At 74.9% G+C, this 19,101-nt stretch carries 15 protein-coding genes; 6 read left to right on the top strand and 9 right to left on the bottom strand.

Translation table 11 applies throughout. The features are described from left to right. Nucleotides 1-51 precede the first annotated feature (51 nt). From ACWIZO_RS09130 to ACWIZO_RS09120, 3 genes are read left to right on the top strand one after another with little or no spacing between them, the layout of a single operon-like run. On the top strand, nt 52-1,398 hold the full coding sequence (locus ACWIZO_RS09130) for a hemolysin family protein (RefSeq protein ID WP_448642162.1): 1,347 nt from the start codon (nt 52-54) through the stop codon (nt 1,396-1,398). Continuing rightward, nucleotides 1,395-2,516: a hemolysin family protein gene (locus tag ACWIZO_RS09125; protein WP_448642161.1), complete on the top strand. Its 1,122-nt coding sequence runs from the start codon at nt 1,395-1,397 to the stop codon at nt 2,514-2,516. The genes ACWIZO_RS09130 and ACWIZO_RS09125 overlap by 4 nt, the downstream gene beginning before the upstream one ends. Before the next feature lie 4 nt (nt 2,517-2,520). Further along, complete coding sequence (locus ACWIZO_RS09120; RefSeq protein ID WP_448642160.1) at nt 2,521-4,368, top strand: prolyl oligopeptidase family serine peptidase; 1,848 nt, start codon at nt 2,521-2,523, stop codon at nt 4,366-4,368. On the opposite strand, the gene ACWIZO_RS09115 is transcribed toward ACWIZO_RS09120, so the two are convergent. Genes ACWIZO_RS09115 through ACWIZO_RS09105 form a run of 3 tightly spaced genes read right to left on the bottom strand, consistent with a single transcriptional unit; the run spans nt 4,347 to nt 7,974 of the window. Continuing rightward, nucleotides 4,347-5,645: a glycosyltransferase 87 family protein gene (locus tag ACWIZO_RS09115; protein ID WP_448642159.1), complete on the bottom strand. Its 1,299-nt coding sequence runs from the start codon at nt 5,643-5,645 to the stop codon at nt 4,347-4,349. The genes ACWIZO_RS09120 and ACWIZO_RS09115 overlap by 22 nt on opposite strands. An 11-nt stretch (nt 5,646-5,656) precedes the next feature. Next, the gene (locus ACWIZO_RS09110) at nt 5,657-6,709 is read right to left on the bottom strand and encodes an aspartate-semialdehyde dehydrogenase (protein WP_448642158.1); all 1,053 of its coding nucleotides are present in this window, start codon (nt 6,707-6,709) and stop codon (nt 5,657-5,659) included. Next, nucleotides 6,706-7,974: an aspartate kinase gene (locus tag ACWIZO_RS09105; RefSeq protein WP_446758423.1), complete on the bottom strand. Its 1,269-nt coding sequence runs from the start codon at nt 7,972-7,974 to the stop codon at nt 6,706-6,708. Before ACWIZO_RS09105 ends, ACWIZO_RS09110 begins: the two co-directional genes overlap by 4 nt. A gap of 94 nt (nt 7,975-8,068) precedes the next feature. On the opposite strand from ACWIZO_RS09105, the gene ACWIZO_RS09100 reads away from it, so the two are divergent. From ACWIZO_RS09100 to leuA, 3 genes are all read left to right on the top strand, one after another. Further along, the gene (locus tag ACWIZO_RS09100) at nt 8,069-9,661 is read left to right on the top strand and encodes a phospholipase D family protein (RefSeq protein ID WP_448642157.1); all 1,593 of its coding nucleotides are present in this window, start codon (nt 8,069-8,071) and stop codon (nt 9,659-9,661) included. A gap of 248 nt (nt 9,662-9,909) precedes the next feature. Then, nucleotides 9,910-10,566, top strand: coding sequence for a helix-turn-helix domain-containing protein (locus ACWIZO_RS09095; protein ID WP_448642156.1), 657 nt, complete (start codon nt 9,910-9,912; stop codon nt 10,564-10,566). Between the two features lie 176 nt (nt 10,567-10,742). After that, the gene (gene leuA, locus ACWIZO_RS09090) at nt 10,743-12,470 is read left to right on the top strand and encodes a 2-isopropylmalate synthase (RefSeq protein ID WP_448642155.1); all 1,728 of its coding nucleotides are present in this window, start codon (nt 10,743-10,745) and stop codon (nt 12,468-12,470) included. 36 nt (nt 12,471-12,506) lie between these two features. Here the strand turns inward: leuA and mnhG are convergent, their stop codons facing one another. Genes mnhG through ACWIZO_RS09060 form a run of 6 tightly spaced genes read right to left on the bottom strand, consistent with a single transcriptional unit; the run spans nt 12,507 to nt 18,876 of the window. Next, nucleotides 12,507-12,914 carry a monovalent cation/H(+) antiporter subunit G gene (gene mnhG / locus ACWIZO_RS09085; RefSeq protein WP_448642154.1) on the bottom strand — a complete coding sequence of 136 codons (408 nt, stop codon included), beginning with the start codon at nt 12,912-12,914 and terminating at the stop codon, nt 12,507-12,509. Beyond that, on the bottom strand, nt 12,911-13,240 hold the full coding sequence (locus ACWIZO_RS09080) for a monovalent cation/H+ antiporter complex subunit F (RefSeq protein WP_446758418.1): 330 nt from the start codon (nt 13,238-13,240) through the stop codon (nt 12,911-12,913). The genes mnhG and ACWIZO_RS09080 overlap by 4 nt, the downstream gene beginning before the upstream one ends. Then, nucleotides 13,237-13,800 (bottom strand): Na+/H+ antiporter subunit E, encoded by a 564-nt coding sequence (locus ACWIZO_RS09075; protein WP_448642153.1) that lies wholly within the window; start codon nt 13,798-13,800, stop codon nt 13,237-13,239. Before ACWIZO_RS09075 ends, ACWIZO_RS09080 begins: the two co-directional genes overlap by 4 nt. Next, a complete protein-coding gene (locus ACWIZO_RS09070) occupies nt 13,797-15,515 on the bottom strand; it encodes a Na+/H+ antiporter subunit D (RefSeq protein WP_448642152.1) in 1,719 nt (572 codons plus the stop codon). The genes ACWIZO_RS09075 and ACWIZO_RS09070 overlap by 4 nt, the downstream gene beginning before the upstream one ends. After that, nucleotides 15,512-16,003 carry a Na(+)/H(+) antiporter subunit C gene (locus tag ACWIZO_RS09065; RefSeq protein ID WP_448642151.1) on the bottom strand — a complete coding sequence of 164 codons (492 nt, stop codon included), beginning with the start codon at nt 16,001-16,003 and terminating at the stop codon, nt 15,512-15,514. The genes ACWIZO_RS09070 and ACWIZO_RS09065 overlap by 4 nt, the downstream gene beginning before the upstream one ends. After that, on the bottom strand, nt 16,000-18,876 hold the full coding sequence (locus tag ACWIZO_RS09060; RefSeq protein ID WP_448642150.1) for a Na+/H+ antiporter subunit A: 2,877 nt from the start codon (nt 18,874-18,876) through the stop codon (nt 16,000-16,002). Before ACWIZO_RS09060 ends, ACWIZO_RS09065 begins: the two co-directional genes overlap by 4 nt. Nucleotides 18,877-19,101: the final 225 nt, after the last annotated feature.

Raw genomic sequence — 19,101 nt, 5'->3', positions numbered from 1 at the left:
GGATCGTCCGTCTCCGGTTGGGGAGGTCCCCCGGCGGGCACCGGCAGCCCGATGACCGAGTGGTTGCTCCTCCTCGCCGCCGTGGTGCTCACCGCACTCACCGGCTTCTTCGTCGCCGCCGAGTTCTCCCTCACCACCGTGGACCGGGGGCGCGCCGAGGAGGCCGCCCGGGCCGGTGACGCGGGAGCCGGAGGTGTGGTCACCGCGCTGCGGTCGCTGTCCACCCAGCTGTCGGCCGCCCAGCTGGGCATCACGCTCACCACGCTGGTCGTCGGCTACCTGGCCGAGCCGGCCCTGGGCGAGCTGCTGCGCGGCCCGCTGGAGCTGGTCGGCCTGTCCGGCGGCGCGGTCACCGCGGTCGCCTACGGCCTGGCCCTGGCGCTGGCCACGACCCTGCAGATGCTGCTCGGCGAGCTGGGGCCCAAGAACCTCGCGATCGCCAACCCGCTCGGCGTCGCCCGGGTCGTCGCACCGGGGATGCGGGCGTTCACCGCGGTCACCGGCGTCGTCGTCGCCGCGCTGCAGCGGCTGGCCAACGCGATCGTGCGCCGGCTGGGCTTCGAGCCGCGCGAGGAGCTCGACTCCGCCCGCGGCGCCGACGAGCTGGCCGCCGTCGCCCGCCGCTCGGCCGAGGAGGGCGACCTCTCCCCCGTCGCCGCCCGGCTGCTGGAGCGGTCGCTGGGCCTGCGGCAGAAGTACGCCACCGACGTCATGACCCCGCGCACCCGGTTGTGGACGCTGCGGGCCAGCGCCACCGCCGCCGACGTCATCGCCGCGGCCAGCGAGTCGGGCAACTCCCGCTTCCCCGTGTACGGCTCGGACCTCGACGAGGTCACCGGGGTGGTGCACGTCAAGCGCGCGGTCGCCGTCCCCGAGGCCGAGCGCCCCCGCCGCACGGCCGGGGAGCTGGCCGACCCCGTGCTCGCCGTCCCGTCGTCGCTGCGGCTGGAGCGGCTGATGGACCTGCTGCGCGAGCAGGGCCTGCAGATCGCCCTGGTCGTCGACGAGTGGGGTGCGACGCACGGCGTGGTGACCCTGGAGGACATCGTCGAGGAGCTGGTCGGCGAGATCGCCGACGAGACCGACCGGCCGCTGCGCACGCTGCGGCGGCTCGGCGACGGGCACTGGCTGCTCTCCGGGCTGCTGCGCCCCGACGAGGTGCTCGAGCGCACCGGCATCCCGGTGCCCGAGGGCCGCTACGAGACGCTGGCCGGGTGGCTCGCCGAGCGGCTGCAGCGCCTGCCCGAGGTCGGCGACACCGTCGAGCTCGACGGCGCGCGGCTCACCGTCGAGACCCTCGACGGCCGCCGGGTCGCCCGGGTGCGCGCCGAGCGGACGGTGGTGCTGCCCCCGGGCGCCACGGCCTCCCGCATCCGCGCGGAGAGGACGGCGGCGTGAGCGACGCCGTGAGCCTGCTGGTCCTGGTGGCCCTGCTGCTGGGCAACGCCTTCTTCGTCGCGGCGGAGTTCGCGCTGGTCTCCGCCCGGGTCGACCAGATCGAGCCGCGCGCCGACGCCGGCAGCACGCGGGCGCGGAAGACCCTCACCGCCATGCGCAACGTCTCGCAGATGATGGCCGGCGCGCAGCTGGGCATCACGCTGTGCTCGCTGGGCCTGGGCGCGGTCGGCGAGCCCGCCGTCGCCCACCTCATCGAGGCGCCGATGGAGGCCCTCGGCGTCCCCGAGGCGCTGCTGCACCCGGTCGCGCTGGTCATCGCGCTGTCGCTGGTGACCGTGCTGCACATGGTGCTCGGCGAGATGGTGCCCAAGAACATCACCATCGCCGGTCCCGACCGCGCGGCGATGGCGCTCGGCCCGGCGCTGGCCACCTTCTCCCGGCTGCTCAAGCCGGTGATCTGGTTCTTCAACACCACCGCCAACGCCTTCGTGCGGCTCTTCGGGGTCACGCCCACCGACGAGGTCGCGGCCAGCTTCGACGAGACCGAGATCCGCTCGATGATCACCCAGTCGCGGCGGGAGGGGCTCCTGGGCAGCGAGGTCAGCGAACTCGCCGCGGGCGCGCTGACCTTCGAGCAGCACACCGTCGAGGACGTCCTGCTGCCGATGGACACCGTGGTCACGGTGCCGCGCTCGACCACGCCCCGGCAGCTGGAGGCCGTCGTCGCCGAGCACGGCTTCAGCCGCTACCCGGTGCGCGACGAGGACGGCGTGCTGCTGGGCTTCGTGCACGTCAAGGACGTGCTGGGCATCGAGGCGCAGGGCCGCGACGAGCCGATCCCCGACGAGCACGTCACCCCGCTGGTGCCGCTGGCGCCCGGCAGCAAGCTGCCCGAGGTCCTCGCCGAGATGCGGGCCCAGGGCGCCCACCTCGGGGGCGTGGTGGCCGAGCGGCGGACCGTGGGCCTCGTCGCCCTGGAGGACGTGCTGGAGCTGCTCATCGGTGACGTCCGCGACGCCGCCGCCGAGCACACCCGGGTGCTGGCCGACCGGGCCGCCCGCGGCGTGCGGGCCGGCCGGGCCGGGTACCCGGCCGGTGTCGGCGCCGGGGGACGATGACCGGGTGAGTGCCGAGCCCGCCGCCGTCCCCGCTCTCCCGCCCGACGTCACCGCCCGCTGGCAGGCCCGCTTCCGCGCCCCCCGGGTCAGCCTGCCCGACTGGGCGCTGCACGCCCCGCACCGCAGCCTGTACTCCTCCGACGTCAGCGGCGTCGTCGAGCAGTACGCCTGGGACCGCACGACCGACGTGCACCGCCAGGTCACCGACCGGGCCAACGGCACGCTGATCAGCACGATCAGCCCGGACGGCGAGACCATCTGGTGGTTCGCCGACACCGACGGCGACGAGTTCGGCGTCTGGATGGTGCAGCCCTTCAGCGGCGGGGACGACCGGGTCGCCGTCGCCGAGGTCGGCCCGGCCTACCCCGCCGGCCTGGAGATCGGCGCCGGCCTCGTGGCGATCGGGCGCTCCACCGACGACGGCAGCGAGCTGTGGCTGGTCCCCGCCGGGGGGAGCCCGCGGGTGGTCTACCGGCACGAGGACCCCGCCTCGGTCGACGCCCTGACCCTCGACGACGAGCTGCTGGTGATCTCGCACTCCGAGCACGGCGACCCGCGCTACCCGGCGCTGCGGGTGCTGCGGACGGCCACCACCACCGAGGAGGCGCCGGCGGTGGTCGCCGAGAAGTGGGACGGCGAGGGCCGCGGCCTGCACGCCCTGGAGTTCGCCCCGCTGCCCGGCGACCGGCGGCTGCTCGTGGGCCACGAGCGGCACGGCCGGGAGGAGCTGCTGGTCTGGGACGTCGCGGCCGACACCGAGGTCGAGCTCGCGCTCGACCTGCCCGGCGACGTGACGGCCGGCTGGTACCCCGACGGGTCGGCGCTGCTGGTCGGCCACGACCACGCCGCCCGCAGCGAGCTGTACCGCTACGACCTCGGCAGCGGGACGCTGGAGCGGCTGGACACCCCGCCGGGCGTCGTCCGCGGGGCCACCGCCCGCCCCGACGGCACGGTGGAGCTGGCCTGGTCGTCGGCGCAGCACCCGCCGGTGATCCGCCGGGCCGACGGTCCGGTCGTGCTGGCCGCGCCCGGCGAGGAGCCGCCGGCGGCCCACCCGGTGGAGGACCGCTGGGTGCCCGGCCCCGGCGGCGACGTGCACGCGCTCGTCGTCCGGCCGGCCGGACCGGCCCCGTACGCGACGGCGTTCCTCGTCCACGGCGGTCCGGAGGCCGCCGACGACGACTCCTACCGCGCCCGCCGCGCGGCCTACGTCGACGCCGGCTACGCCGTCGTGCACGTCAACTACCGCGGCTCCACCGGCTACGGCAGCGCCTGGCGGGACGCGCTCACCGGCCGGCCGGGGCTGACCGAGCTCGAGGACGTCGCGGCGGTGTACGACGCGCTCGTCGCCGAGGGGTTCCTCGACCCGGCGCGGGCGGTGCTCACCGGCGGGTCGTGGGGCGGCTTCCTCACCCTGCTGGGGCTGGGCACACAGCCCGAGCGCTGGGCCGCGGGCATCGCCGAGGTGCCGGTGGCCGACTACCTGGCCGCCTACGAGGACGAGATGGAGGGGTTGCGGGCCTACGACCGCGCGCTGTTCGGCGGCTCGCCCGACGAGGTGCGCGAGGTCTACGTGCGGTCCTCCCCGATCACCTACGTCGAGGCGGTGCGGGCACCGGTGCTCGTCGTCGCCGGGGCCAACGACCCGCGCTGCCCGATCCGGCAGATCGAGAACTACCTCGGCGAGCTCGACCGCCTCGGGACGCCGCACGAGGTGTACCGGTTCGACGCCGGCCACGGGTCGCTGGTCATCGAGGAGACGATCCGCCAGGTGGAGACGGCGCTGTCGTTCGCGCTGCGGCACTGTCCACCCACCGGTGGACACCGCGGTCAGGTGCCGTCCCCCCGCTGAGCGGAGCCCCCCCGTCCACCCGACCGGGAGGCCTCCGGCCCCCACACCCGGGCGGACACCGCTCCGCGGGCCGGGAGCACCGCGACCACGACGAGGGTCACCAGCAGCCAGAGGTCCTCGACCAGCAGCCCCCACACGCCGGCGTCGTGGTGGTGGCCCGGGTGGGCCTCGGCGAACCAGATCGCCGAGGAGGCCAGCACCAGCGCGAGGACGGCGGCCAGCGTCCCGGCCGCGACGCGGGACCGGCCCGGCCACCGTCCGGGGGCGACCGGGGCGCCCGCGGCGACGTCGACCAGGACCACCAGCGCCGGCACCAGCCACACGAAGTGGTGCGACCAGGAGATCGGGCTGACCAGGCACGCGGCCAGCCCGGTGAGGGTGACCCCCGCCAGGTCGTCGCCGGCCCGGGCCACGCGCACCGCCCGCGCCATCACGGCGACCAGCACGACGGCGGCGAGCACGGCCCACACCGCCCGCGGCGGATCCCCCGGGTCGGCGAGCCGGGCGAGGGCGCCCAGCAGCGACTGGTTGGAGGTCTTGTCCAGCCGGCCGACCCGCTCGGTGTGCCACAGCGTCTCGGTCCAGAACCGCCACGACGTCCCCGGCGCGACGGCGGCGGCCAGCAGCGTGGCGCCGGCCGCGGTCGCGGTGGCGACCCCGGCCGCGCGCCGCCGCCCGGTGAGCAGCAGGTACACGACGAACAGGGCGGGGGTCAGCTTCACCGCCGCGGCCAGGCCGGTGCCGGCGCCGGCCCACCGCGAGCCGCGCCGCAGCGCCGCGACGTCGGCCAGCACGAGCGCGGCCAGGAACAGGTTCACCTGACCGAAGCCCATCGTCTCCCGCACCGGCTCCAGGACGAACAGGACCGGGACGGCGGCGACCCAGGTGGACGGCAGCGGCCAGCCGTGCCGCCGGGCCACCGGGACGACGAGCCAGCGGGTCAGGCCGGCCAGGACGACGACGTTGAGCAGCGTGTGCGCCGTCGCCACCGCCCACACCGGCAGCGCGGCCATGGGGGCCACCAGCAGCGCGGCGAACGGGGGGTAGGTGAAGCCGTAGGGGCTGCGTCCGTAGGTGAAGTCGTACAGCGGCCGCCCGTCGAGCCACCACGCGACGGCGCCGCGGTAGACCCGCAGGTCGAAGAAGTCGTGCCACGGGTCGTTGGGCACGACCAGGCACACCACGGCCGCGAGCACCGCGAGCAGCAGCACCAGCCCGGCCCGGCGCGCCGTCCGGGCCCGGCCGGCGCGGGGGGCGACGCGCTCCTCGACCGCCACGAGGCGGTCGACTACCGGCCGCGGCGGGCGAGCAGCAGCTCGGCGATCTGCACGGCGTTGAGCGCCGCGCCCTTGCGCAGGTTGTCGTTGCTGACGAACAGCGCGAGGCCGCGGCCGTCGTCGACACCGGGGTCCTGCCGGATCCGGCCGACGTAGCTCGGGTCCTGCCCCGCCGCCTGCAGGGGGGTCGGGACGTCGGTGAGCTGCACGCCGGGCGCGGTCGAGAGCAGCTCGGTGGCCCGCTGCACCGACAGCGGCCGCGCGAACTCGACGTTGAGCGACAGCGAGTGCCCGGTGAAGACCGGCACCCGCACGCACGTGCCCGACACCCGCAGGTCGGGGATGCCGAGGATCTTGCGGCTCTCGTGGCGGAGCTTCTGCTCCTCGTCGGTCTCGGACGACCCGTCGTCGACGACCGAGCCGGCCATCGGCAGCACGTTGAACGCGATCGGGGCGACGTACTTCCGCGGCTCGGGGAAGGCCACCGCCGACCCGTCGTGGGTGAGCTCGGCCGCCTTGTCGGCGACGGCCCGCACCTGCCCGTCGAGCTCCTCCACGCCGGCCAGCCCGCTGCCGGAGACGGCCTGGTAGGTGCTCGCGACGATCCGCACGAGGCCGGCCTCGGCGTGCAGGGGCTGCAGCACCGGCATCGCGGCCATGGTGGTGCAGTTGGGGTTGGCGACGATGCCCCGGGGGATGGTGTCGAGGGCGTGCGGGTTGACCTCGCTGACCACCAGCGGGACGTCGGGGTCGCGGCGCCAGGCCGAGCTGTTGTCGATGACGGTAACGCCGGCCGCGGCGAACCGCGGGGCCTGGGCCCGCGAGGTCGACGCACCGGCCGAGAAGATCGCGATGTCAAGGCCGGCGGGGTCGGCGGTGGCGGCGTCCTCGACGGAGATCTCGCCGTCCCCCCAGGGCAGGGTGCTGCCGGCGGAGCGGGCCGAGGCGAAGAACCGCAGCTCGCTGACGGGGAACTGCCGCTCGGCGAGCAGCCGCCGCACCACGGCGCCCACCTGGCCAGTGGCGCCGACGACGCCGACGCGCGGTCCCGTGCTGTCGCTCATCGTCCGGTCCCTCCGTAGACGACGGCCTCGGCCTCGTTGCTGCCGAGGTCGAAGGCGTCGTGCACCGCGCGGACGGCGACGTCCACGTCGGTGTCTCGGCACACCACGGAGATGCGGATCTCCGAGGTGCTGATCAGCTCCAGGTTGACCCCGGCGTCGGCCAGCGCGCCGAAGAAGCGGGCGGACACGCCGGGGTGCGAGCGCATGCCTGCCCCGACCAGCGACACCTTGCCGATGTGCTGGTCGAAGGTGACGTCGGTGTAGCCGACGGTGTTCTTGACCTGCTCCAGCGCCGCGATCGCCGCCGGGCCGTCGCTCTTGGGGAGCGTGAAGGAGATGTCGGCGAGCTTGCTGGCCGCCGTCGACACGTTCTGCACGATCATGTCGATGTTGACCTCGGCCTCGGCGAGCACGCGGAACAGCTGCGCGGCCTCGCCCGGCCGGTCCGGGACGCCGTAGACGGTGATCTTGCCCTCGCTGCGGTCGTGCGCGACGCCGGTGATGATCGCCTGTTCCACGCTGAGGTCCTCCATCGAGCCGGTCACGATCGTGCCGGGGAGCTGGGAGTAGGAGCTGCGGACATGCACCGGGATGCCGTAGCGGCGGGCGTACTCGACGCACCGCAGCACGAGCACCTTCGCCCCGGAGGCGGCCAGCTCGAGCATCTCCTCGTAGGTGACCGTCTCCAGGCGCCGGGCGTTGGGCACGATCCGCGGGTCGGCGGTGAAGACGCCGTCGACGTCGGTGTAGATCTCGCAGACGTCGGCCTGCAGCGCCGCGGCGACGGCGACGGCGGTGGTGTCCGAGCCGCCGCGGCCGAGGGTGGTGATGTCCTTGGTGTCCTGGCTGACACCCTGGAACCCCGCGACGATGACGATCGAGCCCTCGTCGAGCGCCGAGCGCAGCCGGCCGGGCGTGACGTCGATGATGCGGGCCTTGCCGTGGCTGCTGGTGGTGATCACCCCGGCCTGCGAGCCGGTGAACGACCGGGCCTCGTAGCCGTACGTGCTGATCGCGATGGCCAGCAGCGCCATGGAGATGCGCTCGCCCGCGGTGAGCAGCACGTCGAGCTCGCGACCGGGCGGGTCGTCGGTGATCTGGCTGGCCTGGTCGAGCAGCTCGTCGGTGGTGTCGCCCATCGCGGAGACGACCACGACGACGTCGTTGCCGGCCTTCTTCTCCGCCACGATGCGTTCCGCGACGCGCTTGATGTGGGCGGCGGAGGCCACGGAGGAGCCACCGTACTTCTGCACGACGAGGGCCACGGGTCCACAGGCTACCGATGCGCGACGGCGGCACCGGACTCCCCGTCCGTGTCCCCCGTTGCGCCCGCCGGGTCGCTCGCGATGTGATCACCGGGTGACCGACCCCGAGGACTGGCTGCTGAGCGCCGAGGAGCGGGGGAACGCTGCCACGGACCTGCCCGCGTTCACCGAGGGCAACCTCGTCGTCCCCCTGGTCCACGGGTCGGCCTACTTCGACCGGCTGGTCGAGGTGGTCGAGGCCCTCGACGAGGGCGACCACCTGTTCTTCACCGACTGGCGCGGCGACCCCGACGAGCAGCTGCGCCCGGGCGGGCCGACGGTCGCCCAGCTGTTCACCGAGGCGGTGCGCCGCGGGGTGACGGTGCGCGGCCTGGTGTGGCGCTCGCACCTGGACGCCGCCTCGTTCTCCAAGGAGGAGAACCGCGCGCTCGACGTGGAGATCGAGCACGGCGGCGGCGAGGTGATCCTCGACCAGCGCGTGCGGCGCTTCGGCAGCCACCACCAGAAGTTCGTCGTCTGCCGGCACGACCAGGACGCCACGAAGGACGTCGCCTTCGTCGGCGGCATCGACCTGTGCCACAGCCGGCGCGACGACGCCGAGCACCGGGGGGACCCGCAGGCGGTCGCGATGGCCTCCGCCTACGGCCCGACGCCGCCGTGGCACGACGTCCAGCTCGAGCTGCGCGGCCCGGCGGTGCACGTGCTCGACACCGTCTTCCGCGAGCGCTGGGACGACCCGAACAGCCCCGACACCGACCACCCGGTCGCGTGGCTGCGCGACAAGCTGAACCACGCCCGCCTCGAGGGCGACCCGCTGCCGCCGCAGCTGCCACCCCCGCCGCCGGCCGGGCCGCACCTGGTGCAGAACCTGCGGACCTATCCGGCGATCCGCCCGCCCTACCGCTTCGCCCCGAAGGGCGAGCGCTCGGTGGCCCGCGGGTACTCCAAGGCCATCCAGCGGGCGCGCCGGCTGGTGTACCTGGAGGACCAGTACATGTGGTCGGGCGCGGTGGCCCGGCTGTTCGCCGAGGCGCTGGCCCAGCACCCGGACCTGCACCTGGTCGTCGTCGTCCCCCGGGTGCCCGACCAGGAGGGCGCCTTCGCCGAGCGGCCGCAGTTCGTCGGGCGGTGGCAGGCGATCGAGATGTGCCGGCGGGCCGGACGCGACCGGGTGCACGTGTTCGACGTCGAGAACCACTCCGGCACGCCGGTCTACGTGCACGCGAAGGTGTGCGTGGTCGACGACGTGTGGGCCAGCGTGGGCAGCGACAACTTCAACCGGCGCTCGTGGACGCACGACAGCGAGCTGTCCAGCGCCGTCCTCGACACCACCCTCGACCCCCGGGAGCCGCGCGACCCGGCCGGCGCCGGCGACGGCGCGCGGACCTTCGCCCGCGACCTGCGGCTCGAGCTCGCGCGCGAGCACACCGACCGGGCCGCCGACGGCAGCGAGGACGCCGACCTGCTCGACCCCGAGGCGTTCGTGGCCGCGCTGGAGCACGCCGCTGACGAGCTCGACGCCTGGCACGCGGGCGGCCGCCGCGGTCCCCGCCCGCGCGGCCGGCTGCGGCACCACGAGGCCGAGCGGTTGTCGCTGCCCACCCGGCTGTGGGCGACGCCGGTCTACCGCCTGATCGACGACCCCGACGGCCGCCCGCTGAAGCTGCGCCTGCGCGGCGACTTCTGACCACCCGCGGTCCCGGCCGCACGGGGACGCCCGGTCCGGACACCGGCGCAGCCGGGGCACCCGCCCCGGGCACCCTCCTCCCCCGCGTCGTCGTGCTCTGCCCACGACTGTGGGCAGAGCACGAAGGAGAGCACCGCCATACCACCCCCGGCCCTCGTGCTCTGCCCACGGCTGTGGGCAGAGCACGACGGTCCCCAGGTGGACGTCCGGGGTGCCTCCTGGTGCGCTCCGCGCGGGACGCTGCCGCGGTGCCCGACCTGGACCTGCCCGGCCTGATCCGCCGCATCCGACGCGCAGCCGACCTGTCGCAGCGCGAGATCGCCGGGGCCACCGGGATCCCGAAGGCGACGGTCGCGGCAGCCGAGGCGGGCACGCGGGGCCTGGACGCTCGCGACCTCGCCCGGCTCGCGGAGGTGGCGGGGCTGCGGCTGGTGCTGGTCGACGGGGAGGGCACCGAGGTCGCGCCGATGGACGGCAGGGCCGTCCGGGACGAGGGCGGCCGGCGCTTCCCCGCGCACCTCGACACCCGGCACGGCGACGAGGGCTGGTGGCACGGGCCGCACCGGTACGACCGCACCCCGGTCACCTACACCTTCACCCGCCACCGCCGGCGCAGGGACGAGCGGCGGAGGGTGCATGGCGGGACACCGGAGGACCACCGGCTCCCCCGGCCCGGGGACGGTCTCGCCGCCCGGGCCGCGGCCCGGAGGGCGGCCGCGCGGAGGGCCCGCGAGGAGGAGCTGGAGCGCCGGCGCGCGGCCGGCGCCCTCCGGCCGGCCGGCGACCGGTTCCGCTGCGAGTGCCCGCCGGCCTGCGACGACCTCCTGCTCGACGAGGGCCCGCCCACCCCGGGCCGGCCCGGGCCGCACGCGCCGGACTGCGTGTGTCGCTGCGACCTGAGCTGACCCGCTGCTACCGTGGGCGTCGTGCGCGGCAGCCTCCTGCTTACCCGCCGCGGCGAGGCCCTCTCCTAGGTCGGCCCCCTCGCCGCGGTGTCCTGCCGTGACGTGAGCGCGTCCCCGGCGCTGCTGACCGCCCCCAGGAGCGACAGTCCAGCCCGCGCCAGAGGAGTCGAGTCCCCGTGAGCACCCCGCAGCACCCGCACGTCCGCAACCCCCAGCGTCCCTCGCGGATGCCCGTCCACCGCTATGCCCCGTTCACCCCGGTCGACCTGCCCGACCGCACCTGGCCCGAGCGGGTCACGACCGCGGCCCCGCGCTGGTGCGCCGTCGACCTGCGCGACGGCAACCAGGCCCTCATCGACCCGATGACCCCCGACCGCAAGCGGCGGATGTTCGAGCTGCTGGTCCGGATGGGCTACAAGGAGATCGAGGTCGGCTTCCCGGCCGCCAGCCAGACCGACTTCGACTTCATCCGCCAGCTGGTGGAGGAGGACCTGGTCCCCGACGACGTGACCGTCCAGGTGCTCACCCAGGCCCGCGACGAGCTGATCGAGCGCACCTTCGAGTCCCTGCGCGGCGCCCGGCAGGCGATCGTGCACCTCTACAACTCGACGTCGACCCTGCAGCGGCGCGTGGTGTTCGGCTCCGACCGCGCCGGCATCGCCGTGCACGGCGCGCAGCTGGTGCGCAAGCTGGCCGAGCAGATGGGCGACACCGAGATCCGCTACCAGTACAGCCCGGAGTCCTTCACCGGCACCGAGCTGGACTTCGCCGTCGAGATCTGCAACGCGGTCACCGACGTCTGGGAGCCCACGCCTGACCGGCCGACCATCCTCAACCTGCCCGCGACCGTCGAGATGGCCGAGCCCACCGTCTACGCCGACCAGATCGAGTGGATGCACCGCAACCTGGGCCGCCGCGACGCCGTCGTCCTCTCCCTGCACCCGCACAACGACCGGGGCACCGCCGTCGCCGCCGCCGAGCTCGGCCACCGCGCCGGCGCCGACCGCATCGAGGGCTGCCTGTTCGGCAACGGCGAGCGCACCGGCAACGTCGACCTGGTCACCCTCGGCCTGAACCTGTTCAGCCAGGGCATCGACCCGCAGATCGACTTCTCCGACATCGACGAGATCCGCCGCACCGTCGAGTACTGCAACCAGCTGGGCGTGCACGAGCGGCACCCCTACGGCGGCGACCTGGTCTACACCGCCTTCTCCGGCTCCCACCAGGACGCCATCAACAAGGGCTTCACCGCGCTGGCCGCCGACGCGCAGGCAGCGGGGAGGACCGTCGACGAGATGCCGTGGGCGGTCCCCTACCTGCCGATCGACCCCAAGGACGTCGGCCGCAGCTACGAGGCGGTCATCCGGGTCAACAGCCAGTCCGGCAAGGGCGGCGTCGCCTACATCATGAAGACCGAGAACCAGCTGGACCTGCCCCGCCGGCTGCAGATCGAGTTCAGCGCGGTCATCCAGCGGCACACCGACGACGAGGGCGGTGAGGTCACCGCGCAGCAGATGTGGGCCGCCTTCAGCAGCGAGTACCTGCCCGACCCCGACGCCCCGTGGGGCCGCTTCGCGCTGGCCGGCCACCGGCACACCGCGCACGGCGACCAGCTCGACGAGATGGTCGTCGAGCTGACCGACGGCGGCGTCCCGGTCACCGTGCAGGGCAGCGGCAACGGCCCGATCGCGGCCTTCGTCGACGCGCTGAAGACCCTCGACGTCGACGTCCGCGTCCTGGACTACGCCGAGCACGCGCTCAGCGCCGGCGGGGACGCCTGCGCCGCCGCCTACGTCGAGTGCGCCGTCGGCGACCGGGTGCTGTGGGGCGTGGGGATCGACCCGAACATCGTCTCGGCGTCGCTGCGCGCCGTCGTCTCCGCGGTGAACCGCGCCCAGCGGTGAGCGCCGGGACCGGGGCGTGCGGTGCACGCCCCGGTCTCAGCCGCCCGGGTGGGACCCCGGCTGCTCGGGTGGGGCGTCGCCGGGTTCGTCGCCCCGGTAGACGTCGTCCTGGCGGCCGGCACCGCGGAACTCGTCGACGAGCAGCAGGTCGCGCCGGACGTGCCGGCGACGGTAGGCGACCCGGCTGATCAGGTGGGCGCTGACCGGCGCGGTCAGCAGCTGGAAGGCCGCCACCAGCAGGAGCATCCAGGCGTTGGACCAGCCGCCGAGCCGGATGGCGGCCCCGACCATGACCAGCAGCACGCCCACCACCTGCGGCTTGGTCCCGGCGTGCATCCGCGACAGCACGTCCGGGAAACGGACCAGTCCCAGCCCGGCGGTGAGGCAGAGGAAGGCGCCGGCCAGCAGGCACGCGAACGCCACGACGTCGGCGAGTGCGGTCACGACCGGCTCTCCCGTTCCTCGGCGGCCACCGGCAGGCCGACGTCCCGGCCGTCCTCGGTCCGCGACCTCAGCAGCATCCCGCCCACGTAGCGGGCGACCGAGACCGACCCGACGAAGGCCAGCAGCGCGACGACGACCAGCACCGGCACGAGCGTCGGGTCGCGCACCACCGCGGCGTGGACGGCCAGCCCGGCGGAGATGATCACCAGCAGCGTGTCGGTGGCCACGACCCGGTCCAGCAGCGACGGGCCGCGGGCCAGGCGGACGAGGGCGAGGAGGGCTCCCCCGCCGATGAGCGCGTACAGCGCGCCCGCCACCACCGTCACGGCGCCGCCACCTCCGCCCGGTCCCGCTCGAGGGCGGCGACGTCCTCCGCCGAGCCGAACGCCAGCACCAGCCGCTCCTCGACCAGGAGGACGTGCGCCCGCTTGCGCTCGACGTCGTCGCGGTCGCGGACGGGCAGCAGGTGCAGGGTCATCACCCGCTGCTCCCGGTCCAGATCCAGCACCAGGGAGCCGGGCACGAGGGAGGTCGCCTCGGCCACCATCGTCAGCAGCAGGTCGGAGTCGGCCCGCAGCTGCACCCGCACGATCGCGGTCCGACGCAGTCCCTGCGGCCGCAGGGCCTGCCAGGCGACCTCCGCCCCGGACACGACCAGGTCGGTGACGAAGTGGCCGAGGAAGATCAGCACCGGCAGGGGCCGCACCCGCACGCCGCCCACCACGTGCGGCAGGGGCAGCACCACCAGCACGAACAGCCCGAGGACCAGGCCGGAGAGCAGGTTCGCCCACGACCAGGTCCCCCACAGCAGCATCCAGACCAGCACCAGCCAGGCGAGCAGGGGGACCTGGTGGCGCAACCGGGTCGCGGCCGGCTCGACGCTCACCGGTCCTCCTCCCCCAGCACCGACGAGAGGTAGGGCGTGCGCTCCACCAGGTCGGTCGACGCCCGGTCCGCGAGGCCGTACAGCGGCCCGGCCAGCCCGGTGAGGGCCACGGTCAGCGCGACCAGTGCGGCGGTCGCGCCCACCATCGTCCGCGGCAGCGGCCGCAGCGCCCGGACGGCGCCCGCCGCGGGCGGGAGGTCGGGCTCGGACGCCGTCGCCACCGCGGTGTGCCGGCGCCAGGCGTCCTGCAGCGCGGTGCGCGGCCGGTCGGGGGAGGACACGGCGCCGTCGGCGGAGGACACGGCGCCGTCGGCGGAGGACCCGTCCTCGCTCGCGGGGTGCTGCGGCCCGGCGTCCGCGGCCGCGGCCGCGGCCGTGTCCTCGAACGGTGCCTGGCTCGGGGACCGCCAGAAGGCACGCGTCCAGACCCGGGCGACCGCGAGCAGGGTGAGCAGGCTGGTGACCACCGCGGCAGCGACCAGGGTGAGGGCCGCGGCGCTGCCCTCGGCGACCCCGGCCTGCAGCAGGCCCAGCTTGCCGATGAACCCCGACAGCGGCGGGATCCCGGCCAGGTTCATCGCCGGCACGAAGAACAGCACGGCGAGCAGCGGCGAGCGCCGGGCCAGCCCGCCGAGCCGGTTGATCGACGTGGTCCCGCCCTGGCGCTCGACGAGCCCGGCGACGAGGAACAGGGTCGTCTGGATGGCGATGTGGTGGGCCACGTAGAAGACCGCACCGGCCAGGCCCGCCGCCGTCCCCAGGGCGATGCCGAACACCATGTAGCCGATGTGGCTGACCAGGGTGAACGACAGCACCCGGCGCAGGTCGCTCTGGGCCACCGCCCCGAGGATGCCGATGAGCATCGTGGCCAGCGCTGCCCACATGAGCACGCCGTCGAGCGCACCGCCCGGGAACAGCAGGGTCTGGGTGCGGATGATCGCGTACACGCCGACCTTGGTGAGCAGGCCGGCGAAGACGGCGGTGACCGGGGCCGGCGCGGTCGGGTAGCTGTCGGGCAGCCAGGCCGACAGCGGGAAGACCGCGGCCTTGATGCCGAAGGCGATCAGCAGCATCGACTGCAGCAGCACCTGCGTACCCGCGGGCAGCTCGCCCAGCCGCACCGCGAGCTGCGCCATGTTCACCGTGCCGGTCGCGGCGTAGACCAGGCCGATCGCGGCGAGGAACACCAGCGAGCTGGTGAGGCTGACCACGACGTAGGTGATGCCGCCGCGGATCCGGCCGGCGGTGCCGCCGAGGGTCAGCAGCACGTAGGAGGCCATCAGCAGGATCTCGAAGCCGACGTAGAGGTTGAACAGGTCGCCGGCGAGGAAGGCGTTGCTGACGCCGGCGACCAGCACCAGGAACGTCGGGTGGAAGATCGACAGCGGCGTCTCCTCCGACCCGTCGGCCGCCCCCTGGCCGATGGCGAACACGAGGACGCCCAGCGCCACGGTCGAGGCGACCACCAGCATGAGCGCCGAGAGCCGGTCGACCACCAGCACGATGCCCAGGGGCACCGGCCAGCCGCCGACGGAGACCGCGCTCGCGCCGGCGGCGTCGGCGAGAAACAGCAGGGCCACCGAGACGGCGAGCACGACGGTGAGCACCACCGTGCTGAGGGTGCGCTGGTGGCCCGGGTGCCCGGAGGCCAGCAGCGCGCCGGCCGCTCCGAGCAGCGGGAGCAGCACCGGCAGCGGGGCGAGGACCTCGATCACCGGGTGCCGCTCCCCGCCGGCACGTCGACGTCGTCGGCCAGGTCCTCGAGGTCCGCGGGGAGGCTGTCGGCGTGGCCGGCGGCGCGGTCCTGCGGGTCGAGGTCGTCCGGGTCGAGCTCGTCGGCGTCGGTGTCCCGGCTGGCGGCGACCCGGCGGTCCTCCTCGTCGGTGCCGACGGCCTCGTTGCGGGCCAGCCGCCAGGAGCGGTGGATGATCGCCAGCACGAACGCCGAGACGCCGAAGGTGATCACGATCGCGGTCAGGATCAGCGCCTGCGGCAGCGGGTCGTTGAACCCCTCCGCGTCGGAGTAGCCGAGGATCGGCGCCAGCCCCGCGGGCCCGCCGGCCGACAGCACCAGCAGGTTGGTGGCGTTGCCCAGCAGCACGAAGCCGAGCAGCACGCGGGTGAGGCTGCGGTCGAGCAGCAGGTACACCCCCGCCGCGTACAGGCCGCCGATCATCACCGGCAGCACGATCGTGGGGGTCATCGCAGCACCACCTCACCGGGGGACAGTTCGATCGGGTCCTCCTGGTCCTCCTGGCGGTCGAGCTCCGCGCCCAGGCTGCGGAGCACGTCGAGGACCAGCCCGACGACGATCAGGTAGACGCCGAGGTCGAAGAACAGCGAGGTCACGAGCTTGACGTCGCCGAGCACGGGCAGCGTCGTCTGCAGGACCGCCGTCTGCAGCACCCCGGCGCCCAGGAGCAGCCCGGCCACACCCGTGCCGCCGGCGAAGAGCAGCCCGCAGCCCAGCAGCAGGCCCGGCGCCACCGGCGCGGCCTCGCCCAGCTCGTAGCGCCCGCCGGCCAGGTACCGCAGCACCAGCGCCAGGCCGGCGACCAGGCCGCCGGCGAACCCGCCGCCGGGCTCGTTGTGCCCGCTGAACAGCAGGTACAGCGAGAAGACGACGATCGTGTGGAAGAGGATCCGGGTGACCACCTCGAGCACGACCGAGCGGCGCGCCGGGTCGAGGGTCGCGGTGGCCGCCAGCCAGCGGTCGCGCGGCGCCCGCCGGCTGCGCTCACGGCGCTGCGTCAGCTGCGCGCGGTCGACGCGGTCGACGCCGCCGGTGCGCCGCCGCAGGAAGACCAGGCTGGCCACGCCGGTGGCCGCGACGACCAGCAGCGAGATCTCGCCGAGGGTGTCCCAGGCGCGGATGTCGACCAGCGTCACGTTGACGACGTTCTTGCCGCCGCCGAACTCGTACGCCGGCCCGGGCCAGCCCTCCGACACCGGCACGGCGGTGCGGGCGGACAGCGCCACCGCGCCGACGGCGGCCATGAAGGCGCCGACCGCGACGGCGATCCCCCCGCGGACGGCGCGCTCCCGCGGCCGGTGCCGCTCGGTGATGTCCTTGGGCAGCTTGCGCAGCACCAGCACGAAGACGACGAGGGTGAGCGTCTCGACCAGGAACTGGGTGAGCGCCAGGTCGGGGGCCCCCTGCAGCGCGAACACGACCGCGAGGCCGTAGCCGGTGACCCCGACGACGAGCACCGCGGACAGCCGCTGCCGGATCCGCAGGGCGAGCGCACCGGCGGTCACGACGACGACGCCGACCACGGCCTGCACCGGGGTGTCCCACGCCCGCCACTCGTCCGGCCACGGCGCGCGGGTGACCAGCAGCGTGCCCGGCAGCGCGAGCACGGCGACCAGGATGGTCCCGAGGTAGGCCGGCAGGGAGCCGCGCTGGGTGGTGCCGGTGACCAGCACGGCGAGCCGGTCGATGCCCTGGACGACGTTCCAGTAGCCCTCGTCGGCCGAGGCACCCACGGCCACCCGACCCTGCAGGCGCGTGACCTGCCCGCGCAGGGCGAACAGGGCGGCGCCGCCGGCGATCGACACCGCCGACAGCACGAGCGCCGGCTGCCAGCCGTGCCACAGGCCCAGGTGCTCCGGCTCCGGCGCCAGCAGCGGCAGCGTGTCGGCGTAGCCGGCGACCAGCGGTTCCAGCAGCGGGCTGGCCGGCCCGAGGACCAGCCCGGTCAGCGCCAGGACGGCGGGGGCGGCGAGGAACAGCGGCTCCGGCGCGTGCTCGACCGCGGTGTCCGCGACGCCGGCCTTGCGGGCGAAGGCGCCCCACACGAAGCGCGCGGTGTAGGCGGCGGTGAGGACCGACCCCGCGACCAGCCCGGCCAGGACGACGGCCGCGGCCGTGCGGTCGGGCAGGCCGGCGTCCCAGAGCGCGGCGAACGCCGCCTCCTTGCCGACGAACCCCAGCAGCGGCGGCAGCCCGGCCATGGACGCCGCCGCGGCGATCCCGATCGCGGCGAGCACGGGCAGCCGGCGGCCGAGGCCGGACAGCCGGCGCAGGTCGCGGGTGCCGGTCGCGTGGTCGATGACACCCACGGTGAGGAACAGCGTGGACTTGAACAGTGCGTGCGCCAGGGTCATCGCCAGCCCGGCGGCGGCCAGCTCGCGGCTGCCCCCGCCGACCAGCGTGACGAGGAACCCGAGCTGGCTGACGGTGCCGAAGGCCAGCAGCAGCTTGAGGTCCCTCTGGCGCAGCGCGCGGTAGCCGCCGACGAGCATGGTGGCCACGCCCAGGCCCAGCACCACCGGGCGCCAGCCGGGGACGTCGGCCAGCCCGGGGGCCAGCCGGGCGACCAGGTACACACCGGCCTTCACCATCGCCGCGGCGTGCAGGTAGGCGCTCACCGGCGTCGGCGCCTCCATGGCCGCCGGCAGCCAGAAGTGGAAGGGCACGAGCGCGGACTTGGTGACCGCCCCGACGAGCACGAGGGCCGCACCGGCGGTCATCGCGGTGCCGCTGCCCGGGTCGGCGACCAGCTCCGAGAGCAGGAAGGAGCCGCTGGCCTGCCCGATCAGGATCAGCCCGACCAGCATGGCCAGCCCACCGGCGGTGGTCAGGATCAGCGCCTGCGACGCCGCCCGCCGCGCGGCCAGCCGCCGTCCCGAGCCCCCGATGAGGAGGAACGAGAAGACGGTGGTGAGCTCCCAGAACACGTAGAGCAGCAGCACGTCGTCGGCGAGGACCAGGCCGAGCATCGACCCGGCGAAGGCGGTGAGGGTGCCGGCGAAGCGGCCGGTGCCCTCGTCGTCGGGCCCGAAGTAGCGGGCGCAGTAGACGAGGACCAGGGCGCCGATGCCGGTGACCAGTGCGGCGAAGGTGAGCGCCAGGGCGTCCAGCCGCAGCGCGACGTCGAGGTCGAGGGCGGGGATCCACGGCACCGTCTCGCGGACGTCGTCGCCGGCCAGGACCGTGCGCAGCTGCAGCAGCGTCCAGACGAAGCCCGCGGCCGGGACCAGCGCGAGGACGAGGAAGGCCCGTCTGCCCCACCACCGCGCGAGAAGGGGCGCCAGCAGCGCGGCCAGCAGGTGGAGGGACAACAGTGCGATCACGGGTCTCCCGGGAGTCGAGGGCGGCTCGGGGACCACTGACGTCGGTCGACGACGGCCGGCGGTACAGCCAGTCTACCCGGGAGGTCGTGTGCGCCCGGCCCCGCTGCAGGAGGGCCCTTCCGCCGCCCGGCCACGATCAGGGCACCTGATCGTCGCGCGTCCTCCCTCACGGTGGACGGTGCGGGAGGACGCGCTGCGGTGCGGGAGGACGCGCTGCGGTGCGGG

It is taken from the genome of Geodermatophilus sp. URMC 63 (genome assembly GCF_053502565.1).
This window is presented reverse-complemented; position numbering and strand designations above follow the sequence as displayed.